This is a genomic window from Glutamicibacter sp., from assembly GCF_050701915.1.
Taxonomy (GTDB): Bacteria; Actinomycetota; Actinomycetes; order Actinomycetales; family Micrococcaceae; genus Glutamicibacter.
In genome coordinates this window covers 50,858-69,513 of record NZ_JBOGEG010000008.1, presented here as the reverse complement: position 1 = coordinate 69,513, position 18,656 = coordinate 50,858, and the positions used below count along the sequence as shown (strand labels likewise).

The following is an 18,656-nucleotide window of genomic DNA, read 5'->3' as shown; positions in this document are numbered from 1 at the left end:
TTAATCCTTCTCCCCCAACGCAAGGCAGGTACCGATGTCCTTTGGACAGGTTTTCCCAGAGGGCCAAGCTACTCCGACGTGCTTTCGACACCCGCAGACGGTGTCCTATGTTTCATGTAACCGCTGTGGACGTCCGGTCTGCCCGCAGTGCCAGGTCTCTGCACCTGTAGGTGTGCAATGCGTAGACTGCGTCGCGCAAGCCAATAAGAACCTGCCTCGGCAGAAGACCCAATTCGGTGGCCAGGCTCGTTCCGGCGCTCCCGTTATTACCTACACTTTCATCGGTATAAATGTGCTGGTGTATCTGCTGCAGTGGATCATCCCTGGATTCACCAATCAGCTTGTACTTGCGCCCGCTCTGGCCGCCTATGAGCCATGGCGCCTGATCACCAGCGCCTTTGCCCACTCCACGAGCTCCTTCCTGCACCTAGCCATGAACATGTACGGCGTCTACATCTTCGGCACCATGCTCGAACCGAGGATGGGACGGCTACGCTTCACCTGGCTATACCTGCTCAGCGCTTTTGGCGGCTCACTGGGCGTTCTCTTGCTGAGCAACCCGCTGAGCGCCACGCTCGGCGCTTCGGGTGCACTGGCAGGCCTGTTCCTGGCAACTTTCGTAGTGTTCCGTTCCAACAAGCAGGCACTTCGCTCTATGGGAATCATCCTTGCCCTGAACGTGGTACTCGGCTTCGTTATTCCTAGCATTTCGTGGCAGGGGCATCTGGGCGGAGCGATATTGGGTATCCTCGCAGCCTGCTGCATTGTGCTTATCCCGCGAAGTAATCCACAACGTGCGCGTACCCAGATACTTTTGCTTACTGCCTTGTCGATTGCGTTGTTGGCTGCGGTTTACATCTCCACTGAAGCTGTGAAGTGGCCCTTGGGATAGTTCGAAAAGAGGCAACGCGGTTATCCACACTGCTTATCCACACTGTTAATAACTTACAAGCGTGTAACTATCGATGCCTAGGGGTTATTAACAGCCCCCGCTCCCCCGTGATACCAGGGATATTCGCCTTCGAGTACTCAATACTCACAACTTTGTCCCCAGCTGTGGATAACTTTTTAACAACCCCTGTAGATAGTGCATATACGAATCCACCGACTGTTAATAACTTCGGGTTCGAAAGTTTAACCGAATCGTGTGAATTGCGGTTCAATTAGTGAATTCGTCTCTTATCCACAGTCGAAATCCATAGTGTTAATAACTTACAAGCATGTCATTTCGATTTGTAATATCCCAACTGACCTGTATTTTTATCGAAATACACTCGACTCTACCGAAGTTTTCCCCAGTTGTTGATAACTTTGTGAACAACTGTTTATAAAAGTTGTTCACAGTGACTGTGGATAAGCGTGTTTGCCTGTGGATTACTTGGTGAAAACTGGCAGGATCAGCATGCTGGCAAAGATGAGCATGACAAATCCAATAAGTACATCGAGTACCTGCCATGCCCTGGGGTTGGCGAAGAGCGGGGCGAGGAAACGCGCTGCGTAGGCGAGTGCGAAGAACCAAGTGAAGCTGGCAACAATTGCACCAGTGGTGAAATAAGGTGCGCCTGCGGCTTGGGAAGTAGCAATTGAACCAAGAAGCAGCACCGTATCGATATAGACATGTGGATTCAGCCAGGTGAGGGCTAATGTCGTTCCGATAATCGAAACCGTTGTTGTAGCACCGGGGAGTCCTGAGACTTTCAGCGCCTCGGGCTTCAGTGCTCGGCGGAAGGCGAAAATCGCGTAGCTTGCCATGAAGATGAAACCGCCAATTCGTGCAATCGCCAATAGCCAGGGTGCTCGCTCGACAAGTGCTCCCATGCCTCCGGCTCCGGCGCTGATCAGGATCGCGTCTGATACTGAGCACACCAAAGCGGTGATGAAAACATGCTCTTTCCTGATTCCTTGGCGCAGCACAAACGCATTTTGTGCACCAATGGCGACGATCAGGGACAAGCCAGTGGTAAAGCCGAAGAACAAGGATCCATAGAGCATGTAAAAACTGTAAGAGATTGGCTAATCCGCGTCGAACTTAAGTTTCTGAATCTAGATTAGAGTTCCTAATGTGAATATGGATGTGGAACACCTCGAAACCCTGCTGGCAGTAGTTGATGCAGGAAGCTTCGACGATGCCTCAATTGATCTGGGAGTAACGGCCTCGGCCGTTAGCCAGCGCATCAAGGCACTGGAGAACCGGCTGGGTGCAGTCCTGCTGGTGCGCAGCCGCCCGGTTCTTCCCACCGAGCACGGAATGAAAGTTCTGCGCTATGCGCGACAGATGTCACTGCTCAGTGCAGAGTTCGCCCGGGAGATCGCCTCCGAAAAACCAATCCCGATCGCCATTGGAGTCAACGCAGATTCGCTTTCCACATGGTTCGGCCCGGTATTCGCCGAGCTCGCCAAATTTGATGATCTCTCCTGTGAAATCGTGCGTACCGATGAAAACAGGGGACTGGAGCTACTTCGAACCGGCCGCGTCAGCGCCGTGGTCACCAATGCGGAAGAGAACATCCAAGGATGCATCAGCGACAAACTGGGTGCCATGCGCTATCGCGCGGCAGCGCAAGCTTCGATGGTCCAACATCATGTACCTACCGGAACCGCCGAAGAGCTCGTTCGCACCCCTATGGTGGTCTTCGATCGTGAGGACCCCTTGCAGTACGACATGCTCAAGCGGGTTGCCGGGGCTAAAGCGCGTCCGGCAGGTCAGGTCCACCATGTTCCAGACTCCATGCAGTTCGTTGCGGCCATAGAAGCAGGGATGGGGTGGGGGATGGTTCCAGAACCGCAGCTGCAGAAAGCCAACGGGCTGCAGGTACTCAACGAGCAATGGTTTATCGATGTTCCACTGTATTTTCAGCGCTGGGCTGTGGACTCACGGATCCTCAGTCGGATAGGTGGAATTTTGGTCACAGCCGCGAGACAGCATGGCCTGCATTTGCTAGCCTGAGGTGGTCACCAGCAATAATTGCTTGGACCCGGACGAGGGAGCCGTACCCGGAGCGCGACAAGACGGCCAGAAAGTATCTGGCATGCATTGGGGAGTTTTGATCGTTTCCGGATTGTTTGAAGCGGTATGGGCCATCGCTCTTGGCATGAGCGAGGGTTTCTCCAAACTCGTTCCGACCATCGTCTTCTTCGCTGCGCTGGCTGTCTCAATGGGGGGACTGGCCTATGCCATGAAAGAAATTCCTGTGGGCACCGCGTATGCCATCTGGGTTGGCATAGGTGCCTCGCTTGCCGTCATTTATTCGATGGCAACCGGACAGGAAGCTTTCAGCGTCCTGAAGATGGTCTTTATTCTCGGCCTGGTTGGCTGCATCATCGGCCTGAAAGCCGTCAGCCACTAATATCAAAAGCCGCCGTTAAACAACTTCGCCGGCCCCTCTCAGTAGGGGACCGGCGATACGGCTATTTCCAGCCCGTTGTCATGAAGAAACCGACCATCGCGATTCCGAAGCCGACGACGATGTTCCATCCGCCGATATTCGGAATCGGGTACAGGGTCTGTGAAACGTAATATACGATGATCCACACCAGGCCCAGAAGCATCAGGCCGAACATGACGGGCTTGTACCAGCCCGGCATCGGCTTATCGATGGCATGGGCGCTCTGACGCGTCTCCTGCGGCTGTGAATTCTTCTTGCGTCGTGGCTTTGACTCCGGCACTCGAATGCTCCCTCGGCTTCATCTGCTTAATGTAGTAAATGTGGGTGACCCTCAGGTCTTCCCGGTAGGCTTGGGTGCAAGAATGCTGAGAACTGCTTAGTGCATTCCTACGTAGCTTCCATACTAGCCGTTACCCGCTGGAACTCTGGGTTTTGGCCAGCATCGGCCCACGTTCGTTGACCTATTTCGCGCATTTCTTTGCCCTAAGGAGCCAGACAGCCGTGAACCGATCCGCCACTGCGCAGGGACGTCGCATGCAGCGCCGACAACCGTCGGCAGGAAACCGTATTGTCGGATTCTTTGGCGAACTGCTGATTACCCTTGGCATCCTGCTGATGCTCTATGTGGTGTGGGAACTGTGGTGGACTAATATCGACTCGGCGCAGGCCCAGAAGGAAGTCACCGCAAACCTCGTGCAAGAACTTGGCGAGGTCGTGGTGCCGGAAAGCAACGAGGAAGAAGAGGAGAAGGACTACGGTCCGGCTCCGGTCACGGAACTGGCTCCCGGGGAAACCTTCGGCATCATGTATTTCCCGCGCTTCGGCGCTAGCGGCTCGCACCACCCGGTGACCTACGGAGTGGAAGACCGCGTGATCGATAACCTAGGCATTGGCTATTACCCGACCACGCAGCAACCGGGGGAGCTGGGGAACTTCGCCGTTGCGGCCCACCGCCAGACCCATGGCCAAGTCTTCTGGGATATCGACAAGCTGCAAGACGGCGACAAGATCTATCTGCAGACCGCACAGGGGTATTACACCTATACCTGGTACGCCACCGAGATTGTGGCTCCATCCAATGGCGATGTCCTGCTGCCCACCCCGCACCAGTGGGGAGTGGAACCAACGAAGTCCATCTTGACCATGACCACCTGCCATCCGAAGTACACGACCCAGCAACGCATGATCGCGTATTCGGAACTCACCGATTGGCGCCCTTTGGATGCCGGTCCGCCGAAGGAAATCCGTGACATGGTCATCGACGCAACGAGCTAGGAGACGAGATGTACGCCTGGATATTTAGAAATCTGCCCGGCCCTTTGTGGCTTCGTATTTTTGAAGCATTGATTCTCATTGCCGCGATCGTGCTATTACTGATGATGTACGTTTTCCCATGGCTGAACCAGTACATCAGCCCATTCACCGATTCAACGATTGGCCAGAGCACCCCGTGAGCAGCACCAAGATCCTTGTGATCGATAATTACGACAGCTTTGTGTACACCCTCGTGGGTTACCTGCAGGAGCTGGGCGCGGAAACCACCGTTTACCGCAACGACGATTTGAGCGTTGAAGAAGCGGCCAAGCTGGCCGCGGAATACGACGGTGTGCTGATCTCCCCAGGTCCAGGCGAGCCTGCAGGAGCGGGCGTCAGTATCGATCTGATCAAGTGGTGCGGGGAGCAGCGCAAGCCGATGCTCGGTGTCTGCCTTGGGCACCAGGCGCTCGCTGAAGCCTATGGCGGAACGGTCACGCACGCCGAAGAACTAATGCACGGAAAGACCTCGCTGGTGAACCATGAGAACCACCCGGTCTTCAACCAGGTAGCCAACCCGTTCACCGCAACGCGCTACCACTCCCTGGCAGCGGTACGCGAGAGCATCCCCGCTGAGCTTGAAATCATCGCGGCTACCGCCGGGGGAGTCATTATGGGGTTGGCGCACCGCGATGCACCACTATGGGGCCTGCAGTACCACCCAGAGTCGGTGTTGACCGAGCAGGGTTACCAGATGCTGGGCAACTGGTTGGAGTTCGTGGGACTCCAGGGGGCAGCCAAGAAGGCCACGACCCTGAGCCCGCTCTTCAGCGGAGAATAACCCAGCAGCCTATTGGCCGCGTCCGTTTTCCCGTGGCGGGTTCGTCCGATCTGGCGGGCCGTTCCCGCTGGGAGGAGCCGGGGCGTCACTGGTTGGCGAAGCATCTTCGGTCGGATCATCGGATTCTGCTGAATCTGGAGATTCGCTCTCGCTTGGCGGTGGTTCCTCGGTTGGCTCTGGCGCCGGCGGAGCCTTGGCCAGAACTACCGCGACGGTGCCGCCTTGTTCGATGGTGTCGGGAGATCCAGGCGTCTGTCGGATGATGGTTTCAGGAGGATACTTGGTAGATTCTTCATGTGGCGCACTAGAATCGAGTGACAATTTCTCTAAGCCCTGGTCCTTAAATAGGGCATTCGCTTCTTCAACTGTCATTCCGACTAAATCTGGCACGGGAATTTCGCCAGTTGACAAGATCAGATCAACTTCGCTCCCGGCCTTCACCTTGGAACCTTGTTCAGGGCTGGTGCCAATAACCCAGTCGGTCGGAACGGTTGCAGAGTTCTCCCGGCTGACTTCGCCAACTTCCAGGCCAGCTTCACGCAGGGCATCGCGGGCAGCCGTCTCGGACTGGTTCGCAAGGTCCTTGGGAATCGTGCGCTGTTCTGAACCGTCGGAAATGTACAGGGCCACCGTGGATTCCTTGGAAACCATGGACCCTTCTGCCGGATCGGTCCGGGTCGCTTTGCCCTGCTCTACTTCATCACTGAATTCCCGTTCTACACGCACCTGGAAGGTGGCATCACGAAGCAATTCCCGTGCGTCGTCTTCGGACATCTCCAGGACCTTGGGTACAGCAACAGGGGCACGCTTTTCAGCCTCGGCCTGGATAGAGCGAATCACCAGGAAACTGGCGATACCCACAGCGATCAGGGCAATGATGGTCAGCAAGACGATCAGGCCGCGGTTGGACTTGTGGCGTGATGGAGCTTCGGGAGCCGCATCTTCGGCGAAGACCGGGTGCTGGCTGGTGCGTGGCGCTGACTGTGCGATGAAGCCGGTTTCAGTCTCGCTGTGCGTGCCATAAATCGGCAAGGTGTAGGTGGACGGTGCTGGTTCGTCCTCATGGAATTCAACGCCGTTCAGCGCACCTTCCAACGCCGCAGCAAAAGCGCCAGCGCTCTGGAAACGTTCATCGCGTTCCTTGGAGAGAACCTTGGAAACAATCGGGTCGAAGATCGGGTCAACATCGTGGTTGACCTCGCTGGGGGCCGATGGAATCTCGCCAACGTGCTGGTATGCGACCGAAACCGGCGAATCACCGGTGAACGGAGGCTGCTGCGTCATCAGCTCGTAGAACAAGCAGCCAACAGAGTAGATATCCGAACGGAAATCGACCTGTTCACCGCGTGCCTGCTCAGGCGAGAAATACTGGGCGGTCCCCACCACTGCGGCGGTCTGCGTCATGGTTGCCGACGTATCCAAGGCACGGGCAATGCCGAAGTCCATCAGCTTCACGTGGCCGGCATCGGTCACCATCACGTTGGCTGGCTTGATGTCGCGGTGCACGACATTGTTATTGTGCGAATGATCCAGGGCATCGCATACGCCGCGGGTGACGTGCACTGCAAAGGAGGCGTCGACATCGCCCGAAGCGATAACCTGCTTCAAGGTCCGGCCGGTCACGTATTCCATGACCATAAATGGCAAGCGTTCACGGCTGAAGTCGGTAGCTGGCAGCTCGCCGGTGTCGTAGACGGCAACGATATTCGGGTGGCTCAGGCCCGCGACGGCCTTGGCTTCACGGCGGAATCGATTGACCACCATTGGGTTGCTGGCGGTATCCGGGCGCAGCACCTTGACCGCGACCTTGCGCGAGAGCACGTGGTCGGTGGCGAGGTAAACATCCGCCATGCCGCCGCGGCCAATCAGCGATTCGATCTCATAGCGATCGTTGATCAGCCGTGGCAAGCCAGGGGGCAAGGCCTCGACTTCACTCATGGCGCTTCGCTTTGATCCGGCTCTGCAGCTTCTGGGGATTCAGATGCCGACGGGGTGGCGGACTCGGTTGCTTCGGCTTCTTCTGGGCCCATGGAAATATCCAGGGTCACCGTGGTGCCTGGCTCTACTTCGCTGCCGGCTGGAACGTCCTGCGCAAGCACGGTGCCAGCAACCGAAGGGTCATGGCGTTCCTCGCCCTTGGCCACGGCCAGGCCAGCGTCCTGGATGCGCTTCTGCGCAGCTTCAAAGCCCATGCCGGTCACCGAGGGAACGCCAACTGTTTCAGGAGCCATGGCGTAGGTAATCGAAATGGTTTCGCCTTTTTCGACACTGCCGGTCGGGTTCAGCGAAATGACTTCGCGTGGCTCATACTCATTGGTCTCCTGCGGGGTCGCATCAACGACCAGGCCCTTGCCCTCAAGCTCAGCTGTCACGGTGTCGATATCCTGGCCAACCAGCGAAGCCGGAACCTCTACGTAGGTCACGGTTTCACTCGGGGTCGGGGAAGACGACTCGGAAGTCTCCGACGCTTCGGTGGTTTCTTCCGAAGGATCGGTGGATTCCTCGGTTGGAGAAGGGGATTGGGAAGCATCGGTGCTCTGCGTAACCGAAGCGGTAGGCTGGTTGTCCTTGTCGCTGTTCATGGCAGGGATCAGCCATGCCAGCAAGGCAATCACGGCAGCCAGCGCGATGATCACGATCAGCGGGATCAGCCAAGGGCTGCGCTTGGTTCCGGCCTGGACAGCCGGATCCTGGGTATCCACGTCCTCATCATCGAATCCGCCGGCGGCGGCACTGGACCCGGAGAAACCGCTGGTCGTGCGGGCAGGTTCCACCACGGTTGGCATGGCATTGGTCATTGTTGGCGCGGAATCAGCACGCGGCACCACCTGGGTGGCATCCTGATCCAGGTTGACCACTTGGGTTGCGTCGGTGGCGATACCGGTTGCGAGCATGCCGGGAACGGCCAGGGTAGCGGTATTGGTATCACCGGAGCGCAGTGCATCGGCGGCCTTCGCCAGCGCCGTTGCGTCCTTCGGGCGATCCGACGGGTTCTTGGCCAGCATCGACATGATCAGCTGGCGTACCGGTGCCGGGATGGTGTCCGGCAGGGCCGGAGGCGCATCGTTGACCTGCGCCAGGGCAATAGCGATCTGTGATTCGCCGGTGAACGGGCGGCGTCCTGCCAGGCACTCATAGCCAATCACGCCCAAGGCGTAGATGTCGGAGCTGCCGGTAGCGATCTGCCCGGTGGCCTGTTCCGGGGCCAGGTACTGGGCGGTACCCATTACCTGTCCGGTGGCGGTCAGCGGAACCTGGTCTGCAAGGCGGGCAATGCCGAAGTCGGTGATCTTCACGACGCCCGAAGGCATCACCAGGATGTTGCCCGGCTTCACATCGCGGTGCACCAGACCGTGTTCGTGGGCTGCTGCCAGCGCGCGGGCGGTCTGCGCGATCAGCGAGAGCGTACGGTCCACGTCGAGCTTGCGCTCGCGTTCGATAATGGTGGACAGCGGCGGGCCGGGAACCAGTTCCATCACCAGATAGGCGGAGCCCTGTTCCTCGCCGTAGTCGAAGACGCCAGCGATGCCAGGGTGGTTCAGCAGCGCGGTGTGGCGTGCTTCCACGCGGAAACGCGTCAGGAAGCTCTCGTTATCGGTGTATTCCTCTTTGAGGATCTTGATCGCTACCAGACGTCCTAGGACCTGGTCTCGTGCCTTCCAAACTTCGCCCATGCCACCGATCGCAATGCGGTCGGTCAGCTTGTAACGACCGCCCAAGGTGGTGCCGGTTACTGGCCTCACTTGTTGAACACCGCCTCTAACATCGTCTTCATAAGTGCACCGGCCGTGTTGTGGCCAGTGTTGTAATCTACGTCTTGAATATTGACCGTGATGGCTACCTGCGGATCATCGGCCGGCGCGAAACCGGTCATCCAGGAGTTCACCATGCGGGGGCCGCCCTCTTCCGATGGCCGCTGCGAGGTGCCGGTCTTGGCTCGGAAATCCACGCCGGGAACGCGGGCATTCATGGCAGTACCGCGCAGAACCGGGCCTTCCATCAGCTCGGTGAGCTGTTCGGCAACCTCCGGGGTGGTGGCCGTGGAGAACTTCTCCGGCTTCGGATCCTCGATAACTCGAAGATCCGGCGCAATGACCTTGTCGATCAAATTCGGCTTCATGATCACGCCGTCATTGGCGATGGCCATTGCGGCCATGTTCATCTGCAACGGGGTGGCCTTGTTTTCCCATTCGCCGATGGCCATCTGCGCCATCTGCGCTTCATTCGCCTCAGCCGAAGGGAACTCGCTTGGAACAACATTCTGCGGGATGCTCAGCTGCTGCCCGTAGCCGAAGCGTTCGGCAACCTCGGTGAAGGCATCCTTCCCGACGGTTTGGCTGATTTCCATGAACGGGGTGTTGCAGCTCTGGGCAAAGATGAACTCGAGCCTTGCCCGGGTATCGCGCGCGCAGATGCCCTCACTGAAGTTGTTCATCTGCCTAGTCGAATGCGGATAATTCACCGCCACCGGGTTGTCGATCGGGGTGTCCAAGTCGAACTTGCCGGACTCCAGGGCCGCGACGGTGCTGAGGATCTTGAACGAGGACCCGGGAGTCACCAAGCTGCTGATGGCCGGATTCCGGTAGGGGCTCAGGCCGTCGGTGTTGCTGATCTCCTTCAGGTTCTCGGCCGCCTGGGCGGTCGAGTGCACCGCCAGCAGGTTGGTGTTGTAGCTCGGCTTGGAAGCCATCGCCAGGATGTCACCGGTCTTCGGATTGGTCACGATGATGGTGGCCTTCAAGTCATCAGGAATCGCATCGAAGGCGGTCTTCTGCAATTGCCCGTCAATGGTCAGCTCAACCGAGGCGCCTTCGGAACGGGTGCCGGTGAACATGGCCGACAAGCGGTCGAAGAGCAGATCCGAGCTCGTGCCGGTCAGCCAGTCGTTCAACTGCGATTCGAGCTGGGTGGTGCCATTCGCTAGCGAATAGTAACCAGTCAGGTGGGCGTAGGTTTTCGCGTCGTTGTAGACACGCTGGAATTCGAATTGGCCATCATCGGTCGGAACCGATTCGGCAATCGGCTTGCCGTCAACCAGGATCGCGCCGCGGGGCAGATCGAACTCGCGGTAGAGTTCGCGCTTGTTCAGTGCGTTCTCCGAGAGCGACTTGGCGTCGAAGAACTGGATGTAGCTCAGTCCACCCAGGCAGATGACGAACAGGACGGTTAGTGCAACCCAAACGCGTTTGATTGCATGATTCACTTTTTCGTCACCGCCTTGGTGCTGGAAGTAAGAGTCGTGCTGGCAGTTGCAAATTCATCGGTTGGTCCTACGCCGCCAGTCTTCGGGCGGCGCGAGTTGTGGGAGATCAGAAGCAGCAACGAGATGATGATCCAGTTCGCCAGCAGCGAGGAGCCGCCAGCGGCCATAAATGGCGTAGCCAGGCCGGTCAGCGGGATCAGCCGGGTGACGCCACCGATGATCACGATGCACTGCAGGCCCAGGGTAAAGGACAAGCCTGCAGCCAGTAGCTTGCCGAAGGTATCGGCAGAGCCCAAGGCGGCACGCAGGCCGCGGGAGATCAGCAGCATGTAGAGCAGGATGATGGCGGCCAGGCCGATCAGGCCAATTTCTTCGCCGAAGGAGGCAATGATCATGTCTGAGTTGGCCAGCGGAACACGGTAGGGAGAACCAGCGCCCAGACCGGTACCGAACAAGCCGCCGTCAGCCATGCCGAATAAGCCTTCGACGATCTGCATGCTGCCACCCTTGGCCTGGTAGATCGTTGGGTCAAAGGCGTTGAGCCAAACATCCAGGCGGCGGGTCACGTGGTCCATGGTCAGTCCGGCGACGATGCCGCCGGCGACGACCATCAAGGCGCCAATGATCACCCAGGAAATACGCGCGGTAGCCACATAGATCATCACGATGAACAGGCCGAAGAAGAGGATCGCGGAACCGAGGTCGCGCTGCACCACGAGCACGCCGATGGAGAGCAGCCAAGCGATAACCATCGGAGCCATATCGCGCAGGCGGGGCAGCTGCAGCGGTCCGAACTTGCGGCCAGCCATCAGGATCAGGTCACGGTTCGACGAGAGATATCCAGCGAAGAAGATGGACAAGGTGATCTTTGCGAGTTCGCCTGGCTGCAGCGAGAACATTCCCATGCGGATCCAAATGCGGGCACCGTTAATGGTGACGCCGAGCCCGGGGATCAGCGGGAGCAAGAGCAAGACGACCGAGAGCAGCAGTGCAATATAGGTAAACCGACGCAGCAGGCGGTGGTCCTTGATTGCCCAGAGAACTACCGAGGCAATGACGATAGCAATGGCGGTCCAGAGCAACTGACGCGCCGACTGGGAAGTTCCTTTTGCCAAGTCAATGCGGTGAATCATGGCTAAGCCAAGGGAGTTCAACGCAATCGTAATCGGAAGTATTACCGGATCGGCATATTTGGCAAAGATGCGCAGCAGCACGTGAACCGTGAGGGACAGCACCGCCAGGATGCTCATCTGCACGTAGAAATCGGTGTTGTCGACATCCTCGGTGGAGCTGCCCACCAGGTAGAACGCGGCACCGCCGACACACAGGGCCAGAAGTACCAGCAGCAGCTCGAGATTGCGCCGAGGCACCGGTGCGGTTTGCACTTCGGTCATTGCATTATCTCCTGGCAGTAGGCGGGCAGTTCGGTCTGGCTGGCGGAATCCGAGGATCCAGGGACGGTGACCGGGCAGTTCTGCTTCGCGGTGACCAGAAGTTCCTGAATGATCATCTGGGCATGTTGCTGGTTCTCTGCCGAAATGGTTGATTCAACGCGGTGGCGTGAATACTCCGGCAGGGCTTCCAGCGGCACCTTGCTGACTGTGTCGACCTCCGAGAGCGAAATCGGTCCAAGCTCCTGCGGAACGCCCTTGTAGATTGCGACCTTGCCGTCAACGGTGCCCACGAAGTACTGGGTCTGGGTCCACATGTATCCCCAGACGCCTAGGGCAATGACGAAGAAGGCCGTCAAGGTAAGCAAGATCGGCATCATCCAACGACGTTGCTGCACCGGAGCATCCAGTGGATCAAGTACTTCGCCGGCAGCAGGGGAACGGTGGGTCAGCAATGCGGCTGCACGGCGTTCGCCGGTGTGCTGGGTAACTACCGGGATCTGACCGGTCTGCGTCGCGAGTTGGGCGGCGCCCACCAGCAGGTGGGGGCGCTGGGAAATCTCGTGGCGGAGCAAAGAAGCGCTGGCTTCGACATCGCCTTCGGCGGCGATGGTGAGCTGGCCGGTATCCGGTGCGGGTTCCGGATCGGCGGGTGCTTCGCCCTCGGTGACGGAGGTTTCGACAACCTCGAACATCACCACGGTGACATTATCCGGCGCACCATTCTTCAAGGTGATGGCGACCAGGTCATTGACCGCTTCATCCATATCGGCGGTATTGCGAATGATCTGCTCGATGACGGGAACTGGCACCGCATCGGTGAGCCCGTCAGAACACAGCATCCAGCGTTCGCCGGGCTCTGCCTCGAACTGGTCGACATCAAGTTCCGGGGAGGCATCCGAGTCGCCCAGCACGCGCAAGAGCACGTTCTTATGCGGGTGGACCTCGGCCTCGGCCGGCTTGATGCGGCCTTCGTCGACTAGCCGCTGGACGAAGGTGTGGTCTTTGCTGATCTGCTCGAAGACGCCGTGCTTCAAGCGGTAGGCACGGGAGTCGCCAATGTGCGCCATGTGCAGGGTGTTGCCCGACAGCAGCAGGGAAGTGACGGTGGTGCCCATGCCCGAAAGCTTCGGGTTGGCGCCGACGAGTTCATTCAGCACCAAATTGGCGGCCTGAATCTCATCTGGCAACGCATTTTGCGGATCTGCGGTGCCATCGTGGTCCAGATGCACCAAATCAAGCACGGTGGAGGCCGAGGCAACGTCACCGCCGACGTGTCCGCCCATGCCATCGGCGAGTACTGCCAGGTACGCGCCGGCGTAGGCGGAGTCGTCGTTCTTCTTGCGAACCCGTCCCACGTCGGATTTCGCAGCAAATTTTAGTTTGAGGGCCATAGGCTAGGGCTTCAATTCCAGGACAGTCTTTCCAATGCGGATTCGCTGGCCGGGCTCCACTGCCTGGGCGCGTGAGAGCTGGTTGTCACCCACGAAGGTGCCGTTGGTCGAGCCGAGATCTTCAATGAACCAGCGCGATCCTTGCGGGAACAGGCGGGCATGGCGTCCCGAAGCGTAGTCGTCATCGAGAACTACGGTGGCATCCTGGGCGCGGCCGAACATGATCGGCTGGCCGCGTAGTGGAATGCTGCTGCCGGCCAGTGGACCCTCAACAACTTCCAATGACGTGGCGGCCTTGCGCGCAGGCACTTCTGGTTCCGCCAGCTCTGGGTTCTTCTTCAGTTCCCGAGCGCTGGGCTTGCCGGTGCGGGCCCGTGATCCGATGGCCAAGTCGCGGCGCATCGATCCGACGACGCTTAATACGAGTAGCCAGATGAGGACCAAAAAGCCCAATCGGAACAAGCTTAGAACCAGGTCGTTCACGCGCGGCCTCCGTTGTTCGAGGTAATCAGCCGAAAGACGATTTTTGTCTGTCCGATAGTAATGATCGAACCGTCAAATATACGGGTTTCTTCCGAAATCTTCTTGCCGTCCACGTAAGTTCCGTTGGTTGAACCCAGATCGGTGACGACGAAACTGGTTTTGCCACGGGTTTCGACGCGCACATGCTGTCGGGAAACACCGGAATCATCCACGGGAATATCGGTGCTGGCCGAACGGCCCAGCACGATGGAGTGGTGATGCAGGGCGTAGCGCTGTCCGGCGACCTCAAGAATCGCCTGCTTCTGCGTGGGCTTCTTGGGGATCTCCGCAATCGGACGGACCGTCGGACGAGGCTGTGCGGTTGTCGGTGGGGTAGCAGGTGGTGCTGCCGGCGCGGCTGCTCGCTCTTTTACCGGAGCCGAAGCTGCTGGGCGCGAGCTGGATTCCTTAACCGAGCTGGCAATTTCCATTTCTCCGGGCTTGAAATCATCCTTGGAAACAAAATGGATCATGATGTCGCCGTGGACTGAATAGTCCTGGGCAGCGGCATGCTCGGCGGTGACCTTTGCCATTTCGTTGACGACGCCCCGACCCCAACCCTGAGCGGTGTTGTAATCCTTGGTGCTCAGCGAGACAACGAAGTCATTGGCTGCAAGGCTGCGGCCCTCGCTAATCGGCATGATTCCGCGGTCCATGTCATTGCGTAGCGCGGTAGTCAGTTCGACTGGCTTGAGATCTGCGGTGCTGGTGCCACGAAAGAAGCTAGTGACGACCTTCTCTAAGCCGCGTTCGACATTGTCGAGAAAGCCCATTATTCGTGCTCCTTCCTTAGGGTCCATGGCTGGTTATTGCGAGCCTGCGTTCAACCTGTCCAAGCTGTGAACACAGAACTTCATATTCGATCTTACTGTTTTCAGCTGTGCAAATGCCGAAAAATCCTTGAACGACTCAAGTGCGTCAATATCAACGATAAATGCCCTAAAAAGGTTTCCCATGTGTCCCTAACCACAAACTGGGGTTTCGATTAGGTGAACAGAAAATGTGTGTGTAAGCTATTTCTTGTTGCAAAGAACGATGGCAACGAAAACAGAATATGCGCGAGTGGCGGAATTGGTAGACGCGCTGGCTTCAGGTGCCAGTGATCGCAAGGTCGTGGGGGTTCAAGTCCCCCCTCGCGCACAAATGGAAAATAACCCTTGATCTTCGGATCGGGGGTTATTTTTTCGTTTAAAAGAGCAACTGAATCGTTATCTTACAGGGTGTGTCACTTTGCCGGTGACCCGCTGACATTGACGCCTCGACGCTTAAGCAGGGCAGCTAGTACGCCATCGCCTGCGACGAGTTTTCCGGTATGCGAGCCATCATAGATCGTTCCGCAGCCGCACGAGGGGCTGCGATCTTGCAAAATCGCCTCGGTGATTCCCCTGCGCTGGACTATGTCTGCAACCTTCTGGGCGCCGGCTACGAACTGCCCGCTGATGTCCTCGCCGTTGATATCGATCACCGCGGCGTGCCCTTCCAGCACGTCGTTGCCATCGCCACCGACAATCTCTGCTGGCGGACGCGGCGTGGGGAGTTCTCCCAATTCCTCAGCGCAGGCCGCGATGGCTTCTCCTCGTGCCACGGCCTCGGCGATGGCAGGGTCCGTCTTCGCCTTGCCGTTGTAGCGGCAGGGGATGCCAGCGAGGCAGGAACTAACGAGCACCGGATGTTGGGTCATAACAGCAGTCTAGCCACGTGGAAGCGCAACCCGGCTGTGCCATAGACTGCCCTTGAACAACGGAAAAGGGGTATTCCCATGGCGGCATCCAATGAGATTTTCGAACTGCATGGAACTGTAGATCTGGTCAACGATCGAAAGATCCTCAGGTTCGACCAGGAATCCAGCGACAAGTTGCCAAGCCGCGGGCAGGTCGCGGTGGAACTGCTCGAAGCGCATGAGGGCCACGCGGTCGTGATTGATCCCGACGGGCGTCGAGGCCACTGGTTGGCCCTCGATAGCCAGGCAGTGCCCCAGCTGCCTGCCGATGTAGGGGACCAGGTGGAATTCACCGCTCGGGTCGCTGGAACCTGGCCGGAAACAAGGATCCCGCAGGATCTAGCCGTTGCCTTGGGTGACGCTGATGATCTGGATGAGATGTGGGCAGGACTCACTCCCATGGCCCGCTGGGAATGGGTACGCTGGGTCGGCGCGACCAAGAACCCTTCAACGCGCGAACGCCGAGTGGAGGTCAGTATTTCCAAGCTGCGCGATGGCAAGCGCCGCCCATGCTGCTTTGATTTGTCCTCGTGCACCGATCCCGAAGTGTCGAAGAGCGGAAAGCTAATCCAGTAGCGGCAAAGTGCGCGCGGCAGATTCGATGCCGGACCCCGGTGGCGTTGCCGGGCCGGTAATGAGGCTCAGCACGCCGCTGGACATGACGATCAGGCCCAAGGCAATAAGCAGGGCGATGGCGGCAGTGACCTTGGCAGGCCATTTACGCATGTTCACCCGTTACTCCCCTCCGTTGCCCAGCGTCGATCCGCGAACAATCAACGAACTTGGCAGCATTGTCTGCAGTGGATCAGGGGTCTTTCCGTCGAGCAGTGCACGCAGTTTCAAGGCGGCCTGGCGCCCGCCTTCCTGGGCATTGAGCTGTACGGAGGTGATGGAAGGGTTGGACGTCGCCGAGTAGGGCAGGTCGTCGAAGCCGGCCACCGCAAGCTGCTGCGGGATGCGGATACCAAGGAGGCGGGAGGCGTGCAGCACGCCGAATGCGTGGTTGTCGGTTGCGCAGCCCAGCGCGGTCACGCCGGATTCATGCCACTTGGGCCAACGCTGGCTAAAGGCCGCCGAAGCCGCAGTGACGTCGATCATCGAGCTGGCAACAGAAGATGGCAGGACCTCGATGCCGTACTCCTTAGCCGCCGCCAAGAAAGCCTCGCGGCGCACAGCCAGGGTCTCGGTACCAGTGCTGGCATCCAGGTAGGCGGCTTTGGTGTGTCCCTGCGCAGCGAAATGGGCTACGACATCCCGCGCTCCCTGGGCGACATCCATATTTACGGCAGGAATCGCTGGATCGATGCCCGGGGCATCCAAGGCCACCAGCGGAAGGTTGCTCGAAATTTCTTCGAGGAAATCTTGGCTTGGGGCATGGACCAGCAGCCCGGCCGGGCGAAGGCCCATGATCTTTCTCGTTTCGCTGGCGCTGGGGGAGACGCCGGCATCCGTGACCGAGAGCAAGAGCTGGTAGTCGCTAGCCAATACGGAGCGCACCCCGGCGATCACCTTTGCAAAGAATGGGTTGGAGATATCCGGGGCCACCAGAACCACCAGCGAGCTGACGCCCTTGGCCAGCGAGCTGCCGATGCTATCGACGAAGTAGCCCAGTTCGCGAATTGATTCACGCACGCGCTGTTCATTCGCCGCCGATACCCGGCCCGCTGACTTTTCGTTGGCCACAAGAGAGACCGTCGCGGTGGAAACGCCGGCGTGTTCGGCTACCATCGCTGCGGTGACGCGACGTGGAGCGCCCGAGTTGCCGGTCTTTTCACCATTCTTCATGGCTCCATCGTAGTCGGAATTGTGACACGCGACAGCTTTGCGTTAAGCGCTTGACGATAACGTGTGGACGAGAAAGAATTATCAAAGGATGCATATCCGCCCTCCACGACTTAGCTACCGGCCCCCAGCTGGCAGAGCGAAGGAAGAATCCATGACCCAGGACAGCAATGCCCCGCGCAAGATCATTTTGGACTGCGACCCGGGTCATGATGACGCCGTGGCAATGATTCTTGCTCATGGCAATCCAAAGGTCGACCTGCTGGCCGTGACCACCGTGGCCGGCAACCAGACCCTGGACAAGGTCACTGCCAACGCGCTGGCCGTGGGTACCATCGCTGGCATCACCGGCATTCCCTTCGCGGCCGGCTGCGCCCGTCCGCTGGTGCGCGAAGTGGAAACCGCGGGTGACGTCCACGGGGATTCCGGGATGGATGGACCGGCCCAGCCGGAATCGAGCATCGAACTCGATGAGCGCCACGCCGTGGACGTCATCATCGACCTGGTGATGAGCCATGAACCCGGTGAGATCACCTTGGTGCCCACCGGCGCCTTGACCAATATCGCCCTGGCTGCCCGGAAGGAACCACGCATCGTTGAACGCGTGCGCGAAGTGGTGCTGATGGGCGGTGGCTACCACACCGGCAACTGGTCGGCGGTGGCGGAATTCAATATCAAGATCGACCCTGAAGCTGCGCACATCGTCTTCAACGAGGCCTGGCCGGTGGTGATGGTCGGTTTGGATCTGACCCACCAGGCGTTGGCTACCTCCGAGGTGGTTGAACGCATCGATAAGATCGGCACCGGGCCATCGACCTTCGTGCGCGAGCTGATGGACTTCTTCGCCCGGGCCTATCGGGACCACCAGGGCTTCGATGCGCCGCCGGTGCATGATCCGTGCGCCGTGGCCTATGTGATCGACCCGAATATCGTGCGTACTGTCAAGGCCCCGGTCAGCGTTGAGCTGCGTGGCGAACTGACCTTGGGGATGACCGTCACCGACTTCCGCGCACCGGCTTCCGCCGACTGCAATACTTCGGTGGCCGTGGACCTGGATCACGAAGGCTTTTGGAATCTGGTGGTTGATGCGCTGGAACGTATCGGCGAGGTCACGCTCGGAAAATAGAACAACTTTGGCGCAATGTGGGGCAGGTCAATGCCAA

The 18,656-nt window shown here is 58.6% G+C and carries 20 protein-coding genes, 1 tRNA gene and 1 riboswitch; of the genes, 9 read left to right on the top strand and 12 right to left on the bottom strand.

Annotated elements, in window-relative coordinates; all coding sequences use genetic code 11:
- Nucleotides 1–172: 172 nt before the first annotated feature.
- Nucleotides 173–892: a rhomboid family intramembrane serine protease gene (locus ACRDT3_RS07595; RefSeq protein ID WP_431492400.1), complete on the top strand. Its 720-nt coding sequence runs from the start codon at nt 173–175 to the stop codon at nt 890–892.
- Between the two features lie 482 nt (nt 893–1,374).
- On the opposite strand, the gene ACRDT3_RS07590 is transcribed toward ACRDT3_RS07595, so the two are convergent.
- Nucleotides 1,375–1,977 carry a LysE/ArgO family amino acid transporter gene (locus ACRDT3_RS07590; RefSeq protein WP_431492399.1) on the bottom strand — a complete coding sequence of 201 codons (603 nt, stop codon included), beginning with the start codon at nt 1,975–1,977 and terminating at the stop codon, nt 1,375–1,377.
- A gap of 97 nt (nt 1,978–2,074) precedes the next feature.
- Between ACRDT3_RS07590 and ACRDT3_RS07585 the strand changes: the two genes are divergently transcribed.
- Nucleotides 2,075–2,947, top strand: coding sequence for an ArgP/LysG family DNA-binding transcriptional regulator (locus ACRDT3_RS07585; protein ID WP_431492398.1), 873 nt, complete (start codon nt 2,075–2,077; stop codon nt 2,945–2,947).
- A 5-nt stretch (nt 2,948–2,952) separates the two neighbouring features.
- Nucleotides 2,953–3,018, top strand: a riboswitch (guanidine-III (ykkC-III) riboswitch).
- An 11-nt stretch (nt 3,019–3,029) separates the two neighbouring features.
- Nucleotides 3,030–3,347, top strand: coding sequence for a DMT family transporter (locus tag ACRDT3_RS07580; protein WP_431492397.1), 318 nt, complete (start codon nt 3,030–3,032; stop codon nt 3,345–3,347).
- A 61-nt stretch (nt 3,348–3,408) separates the two neighbouring features.
- Here ACRDT3_RS07580 and ACRDT3_RS07575 read toward each other — a convergent pair whose 3' ends face one another.
- Nucleotides 3,409–3,666 (bottom strand): cell division protein CrgA, encoded by a 258-nt coding sequence (locus ACRDT3_RS07575; protein WP_431492396.1) that lies wholly within the window; start codon nt 3,664–3,666, stop codon nt 3,409–3,411.
- Nucleotides 3,667–3,887: 221 nt separating this feature from the next.
- On the opposite strand from ACRDT3_RS07575, the gene ACRDT3_RS07570 reads away from it, so the two are divergent.
- The 3 genes from ACRDT3_RS07570 to ACRDT3_RS07560 are packed head-to-tail and all read left to right on the top strand — an operon-like array spanning nt 3,888 to nt 5,481.
- The gene (locus ACRDT3_RS07570) at nt 3,888–4,661 is read left to right on the top strand and encodes a class E sortase (protein ID WP_431492395.1); all 774 of its coding nucleotides are present in this window, start codon (nt 3,888–3,890) and stop codon (nt 4,659–4,661) included.
- Between the two features lie 8 nt (nt 4,662–4,669).
- Nucleotides 4,670–4,840 carry a hypothetical protein gene (locus ACRDT3_RS07565; protein ID WP_013347422.1) on the top strand — a complete coding sequence of 57 codons (171 nt, stop codon included), beginning with the start codon at nt 4,670–4,672 and terminating at the stop codon, nt 4,838–4,840.
- On the top strand, nt 4,837–5,481 hold the full coding sequence (locus ACRDT3_RS07560) for an anthranilate synthase component II (RefSeq protein ID WP_431492394.1): 645 nt from the start codon (nt 4,837–4,839) through the stop codon (nt 5,479–5,481). The genes ACRDT3_RS07565 and ACRDT3_RS07560 overlap by 4 nt, the downstream gene beginning before the upstream one ends.
- 9 nt (nt 5,482–5,490) lie before the next feature.
- Here ACRDT3_RS07560 and pknB read toward each other — a convergent pair whose 3' ends face one another.
- The 7 genes from pknB to ACRDT3_RS07525 are packed head-to-tail and all read right to left on the bottom strand — an operon-like array spanning nt 5,491 to nt 14,764.
- Nucleotides 5,491–7,419, bottom strand: a complete 1,929-nt coding sequence (gene pknB / locus ACRDT3_RS07555; RefSeq protein ID WP_431492393.1) for a Stk1 family PASTA domain-containing Ser/Thr kinase — start codon at nt 7,417–7,419, stop codon at nt 5,491–5,493.
- Nucleotides 7,416–9,224, bottom strand: coding sequence for a protein kinase domain-containing protein (locus ACRDT3_RS07550; protein WP_431492392.1), 1,809 nt, complete (start codon nt 9,222–9,224; stop codon nt 7,416–7,418). Before ACRDT3_RS07550 ends, pknB begins: the two co-directional genes overlap by 4 nt.
- The gene (locus ACRDT3_RS07545) at nt 9,221–10,684 is read right to left on the bottom strand and encodes a peptidoglycan D,D-transpeptidase FtsI family protein (RefSeq protein WP_431492391.1); all 1,464 of its coding nucleotides are present in this window, start codon (nt 10,682–10,684) and stop codon (nt 9,221–9,223) included. The genes ACRDT3_RS07550 and ACRDT3_RS07545 overlap by 4 nt, the downstream gene beginning before the upstream one ends.
- Nucleotides 10,681–12,078, bottom strand: coding sequence for an FtsW/RodA/SpoVE family cell cycle protein (locus ACRDT3_RS07540; protein WP_431492390.1), 1,398 nt, complete (start codon nt 12,076–12,078; stop codon nt 10,681–10,683). The genes ACRDT3_RS07545 and ACRDT3_RS07540 overlap by 4 nt, the downstream gene beginning before the upstream one ends.
- Complete coding sequence (locus tag ACRDT3_RS07535; protein ID WP_431492389.1) at nt 12,075–13,469, bottom strand: PP2C family protein-serine/threonine phosphatase; 1,395 nt, start codon at nt 13,467–13,469, stop codon at nt 12,075–12,077. The genes ACRDT3_RS07540 and ACRDT3_RS07535 overlap by 4 nt, the downstream gene beginning before the upstream one ends.
- Nucleotides 13,470–13,472: 3 nt before the next feature.
- Nucleotides 13,473–13,952: an FHA domain-containing protein FhaB/FipA gene (locus ACRDT3_RS07530; protein WP_105658670.1), complete on the bottom strand. Its 480-nt coding sequence runs from the start codon at nt 13,950–13,952 to the stop codon at nt 13,473–13,475.
- Nucleotides 13,949–14,764: an FhaA domain-containing protein gene (locus tag ACRDT3_RS07525; RefSeq protein WP_431492388.1), complete on the bottom strand. Its 816-nt coding sequence runs from the start codon at nt 14,762–14,764 to the stop codon at nt 13,949–13,951. The genes ACRDT3_RS07530 and ACRDT3_RS07525 overlap by 4 nt, the downstream gene beginning before the upstream one ends.
- 283 nt (nt 14,765–15,047) lie before the next feature.
- On the opposite strand from ACRDT3_RS07525, the gene ACRDT3_RS07520 reads away from it, so the two are divergent.
- Nucleotides 15,048–15,131 (top strand) — tRNA-Leu (locus tag ACRDT3_RS07520).
- An 85-nt stretch (nt 15,132–15,216) separates the two neighbouring features.
- Here the strand turns inward: ACRDT3_RS07520 and ACRDT3_RS07515 are convergent.
- On the bottom strand, nt 15,217–15,672 hold the full coding sequence (locus ACRDT3_RS07515; RefSeq protein WP_431492387.1) for a DUF523 domain-containing protein: 456 nt from the start codon (nt 15,670–15,672) through the stop codon (nt 15,217–15,219).
- Between the two features lie 78 nt (nt 15,673–15,750).
- On the opposite strand from ACRDT3_RS07515, the gene ACRDT3_RS07510 reads away from it, so the two are divergent.
- Nucleotides 15,751–16,287: a YdeI/OmpD-associated family protein gene (locus ACRDT3_RS07510; protein WP_431492386.1), complete on the top strand. Its 537-nt coding sequence runs from the start codon at nt 15,751–15,753 to the stop codon at nt 16,285–16,287.
- Here the strand turns inward: ACRDT3_RS07510 and ACRDT3_RS07505 are convergent.
- Entirely contained in the window at nt 16,276–16,437 is a 162-nt protein-coding gene (locus ACRDT3_RS07505; protein WP_431492385.1) for a hypothetical protein, read from the bottom strand. The genes ACRDT3_RS07510 and ACRDT3_RS07505 overlap by 12 nt on opposite strands.
- A gap of 9 nt (nt 16,438–16,446) precedes the next feature.
- Complete coding sequence (locus ACRDT3_RS07500) at nt 16,447–17,496, bottom strand: LacI family DNA-binding transcriptional regulator (protein ID WP_431492384.1); 1,050 nt, start codon at nt 17,494–17,496, stop codon at nt 16,447–16,449.
- Nucleotides 17,497–17,647: 151 nt separating this feature from the next.
- Here ACRDT3_RS07500 and ACRDT3_RS07495 point away from each other — a divergent pair, with 151 nt between their 5' ends.
- Nucleotides 17,648–18,619 (top strand): nucleoside hydrolase, encoded by a 972-nt coding sequence (locus tag ACRDT3_RS07495; protein WP_431492383.1) that lies wholly within the window; start codon nt 17,648–17,650, stop codon nt 18,617–18,619.
- Nucleotides 18,620–18,656 lie beyond the last annotated feature (37 nt).